We start from the raw sequence: 3,690 nt of genomic DNA on the forward strand, positions 1-3,690 counted from the left end.
ATTAGTATTATATGGCTTTAACTCAGGCTCTGTAAGACTTTTGTCCATAGCTAGTATGTTTATACGGGGGAAGTCCAGATATATCAAGGAAAATCATAAATCGAGGTTAACCCTTTGTCCCGTAATGGTTTGAGCCTTTTTTGCTGACCGAAAACGCCTAAGTCCCATTACTTAACCTGCTTTATTGATGAAGATTTGGGAAGATACTTAAAAGTCTTGCTAGGAAAGTCTTTCAGCGATCTGGCTAAAAAAAGGCCAGCAATTGGTGAATAATTCAGGCTAATAGACATCTCCAAAAATTATCACCTAATCACAGCTTGCTTTGCTCTTTTGTACTAATTGAATAGTTCGATGATGGGTCAATTAAAATCATTTTTGTTTGGTAAGTTTCTTAACCAGAAAAAATTTTGGTCCCAAGATAATATTAGGTCGAGGTCTAATGTTCTGGGAGATTCTTCGTCTCGCTACGCTCCACTCAGAATGACATTTACCTTTGCGCTTCACTCAGATAGCTGAGGTGTTGTCTTAAGGTTTAGCAAAACAATAATTTCCTAATTCATCTCGCTTGAGAGATAATTTTCCAGTTTCATATTCATATACTGGTGACTGAAATTGAGGGAGTCCATCCCTCTCAATAATTTCTCCTTTTTTATTCCGCAATACAGGACATAGGACTAACTTTCCTGTTTGATCAAATACCCATTTGTGTGTCTGAGGATCTCGCAAGGGAAGGGGATAAATAGGTAAGCCGCGAGAACTTTTTAATATTTTGCCTGTTTCATCTTGTAGGGGTTCTAAATAAATCGTTTCACCTTGCAGATTTTTGGCTATTTCATTGGTCAGCGGGTCTCGTAAAGGAATGGCTTGGTTGGTAGCAAGATCAAGCCGCTGATATTCCCCAAAAGCAGGATGTAAACTCGGTAAATTGTCTCCAGTAACTTGAAAGTGTTTAGTATATTGAATAGCCGATTCGGTGAAGCCGTATCTTTTTAATAAAGCGTGAATTCCTGTCTGCTCAATAGAAACTAATAGATCTATATCAGTTACTTGTAATTCTTCTGCTTTCTTTAATGCTGAATCAATTAACAGCTTAATTGTTGGCGGATGCCGGTGCTGTTCCTCCACATATAACCCCAATACTGCTCCAACTCGACGCGGTATAAATGGATTTTCTAGCATCTCTAATTCTGTCTTAAGTTGCGGTGGAGGTGCTTCATCATAAAAGTAAATAGAGAGGAATCCCACTAACTCCTGTTCGTACTGTAAAACAAAACAGAATGAGAGCGGTTTGCTCAACTGATAGCCGACATATCTGGCAAAATCAAAATCAGATTTGATTCGCATTGACGGATCAACTTTTTCTCGTTCAACAGCAAAAAAACGCCAGAGAGAAACGAGTGCGTTTTTATCATCAGGAGTAGCAAGTCGTTGGATGTAAGACATAAAACTCTAGCAATATGTTCAGAACAAGCCTGGGATTATTTTTATAGTTTACCAGAGAGGCGGCAAATGGGGCAACCTCGTTAGCTTGTAGGGTGTTTTAGTGATAGCGTAACTAATAAAAACCACAGAGACACAGAGAACACAGAGTTTTTTTAATTGCGCTCAATTATCCCAATCTGATCTGGTTACGGCGGCTTGTTAATTTTGGTTTTTTGACCGAATTGATAGCCGAAAATACGCCCCCTATGCCTACTTAATTAAACAAAGAAGTTACCTACTGGAATGTTCCCTAAAGCCGGTAAAGTACCAGTAAATCCAGTGATATTTATTAATAAATCATTGCTGGATTGGAAGCCAGCCGTGCTATCATTAATAACGAGGTAAGTTCCAGCTATTGCAACGGTTGTTACTTGCACTAAGGCGGCACTATTAACCGCTAATCCTTGATTACCTGTAGTGGCTCCATTGGCATCAGTAAATACCTGATTGACTAAATTCTGTAAAGTAGTAGCAGTGCTATTAGCAGCGCGACTAAAACTACTAGGTGCATTCATGACGAGTCCGCCTTGAGTTAATAAGTCGATTTTATCACTATTGATGGCAAAATCTGTGATACGGTCACTTGTTGATATGGTAGATTGTCCAAATTGGAAGATGAAAGTATCTGCACCTAAACCACCGATTAGAGTATCGATTCCGGCTCCTCCATTGAGGGTATTGTTACTACTATTACCAGTGATAATATTATTTAATGCGTTACCAGTTCCGTTAATGGCTGTCGTACCAGTTAGGGTGAGGTTTTCTAGGTTGTTTCCGAGGGTATAAGTTACGGAAGATTCAACTGTGTCTGTACCTTGGTTGGCGTTTTCGGTGATGGTATCGGTAGTAGTATCAATTTGATAGGTGTCATCTCCTAAACCACCTACCAAAGTATCAATTCCAGCATCTCCATTGAAGGTGTCGTTACCGCCATTACCCGTTAAGGTGTTATTACCACTATTACCCGTCAGGATGTTATTAGCAGCGTTACCGGTTCCGTTAATTGCGCTAGTCCCGATTAGGGTGAGGTTTTCTAGGTTATTACCCAGGGTATAAGTTACGGAAGATTGAACGGTGTCTGTCCCTTCGTTGGCGTTTTCAGTAATGATATCGGTGGTGGTATCAACTTGATAGGTATCATCTCCTAAACCACCGATTAGGGTATCAATTCCATCACCTCCATTGAGGGTATTATTACCACTATTACCCGTCAGGATGTTATTAGCGGCGTTACCTGTCCCGTTAAGGGCGGTAGTCCCAGTTAGGGTGAGGTTTTCTAGGTTATTTCCGAGGGTGTAATTTACAGAAGATTGAACGGTGTCTGTCCCTTCGTTGGCGTTTTCGGTAATGATATCGGTAGTAGTATCAACTTGATAAGTATCATTTCCTAAACCACCGATTAAGGTATCGATTCCATCACCTCCTGTTAGAGTATCATTCCCCGCACCCCCTGTGAGAGTATTATTACCGCTATTACCCGTCAGGATGTTATTAGAAGCGTTACCTATCCCATTAATGGCTGTAGTCCCGGTTAGGGTGAGGTTTTCTATGTTATTACCCAGGGTATAAGTGACAGAAGATTGAACGGTATCTGTCCCTTCGTTGGCGTTTTCGGTAATGGTATCGGTGGTGGTATCAACTTGATAGGTATCATCTCCTAAACCACCGATTAGGGTATCAATTCCGGCTGCACCATTCAGGGTATCGTTACCGCCATTACCTGTTAAGGTATTGTTACCACTATTACCCGTCAGAATGTTATTAGCAGCGTTACCTATCCCATTAATGGCTGTAGTCCTGGTTAGGGTGAGGTTTTCTATGTTATTACCCAGGGTATAAGTGACAGAAGATTGAACGGTATCTGTCCCTTCGTTGGCGTTTTCGGTAATGGTATCAGTAGTAGTATCAATTTGATAAGTGTCATCTCCTAAACCACCAATTAGGGTATCATTCCCCGCATCTCCATTGAGGGTATTATTACCACTATTACCCGTCAGGATATTGTTAGCAGCGTTACCTATTCCGTTAATATTTGTATTCCCAGTTAAAGTGAGGATTTCTAGGTTGATTCCCAGGGTATAAGTAACCGATGATTGAACGGTATCTGTACCTTCGTTGGCGTTTTCGGTAATGGTATCAGTAGTAGTATCAATTTGATAAGTGTCATCTCCTAAACCACCAATTAGGGTATCATTCCCCGCATCTCCA

General features: G+C 40.7%; 2 protein-coding genes. Both read right to left on the reverse strand.

Features of this window, described 5'->3' with window-relative positions:
• Positions 1-525 precede the first annotated feature (525 nt).
• Positions 526-1,443 carry a GNAT family N-acetyltransferase gene (locus IM500_RS08990; protein WP_190723834.1) on the reverse strand — a complete coding sequence of 306 codons (918 nt, stop codon included), beginning with the start codon at positions 1,441-1,443 and terminating at the stop codon, positions 526-528.
• A gap of 257 nt (positions 1,444-1,700) precedes the next feature.
• A partial coding sequence (locus tag IM500_RS08995) for a beta strand repeat-containing protein (protein ID WP_287738160.1) occupies positions 1,701-3,690 on the reverse strand: 1,990 nt, incomplete at its 5' end.

This window comes from Microcystis sp. M179S2 (assembly GCF_020245805.1).
GTDB lineage: Bacteria > Cyanobacteriota > Cyanobacteriia > Cyanobacteriales > Microcystaceae > Microcystis > Microcystis aeruginosa.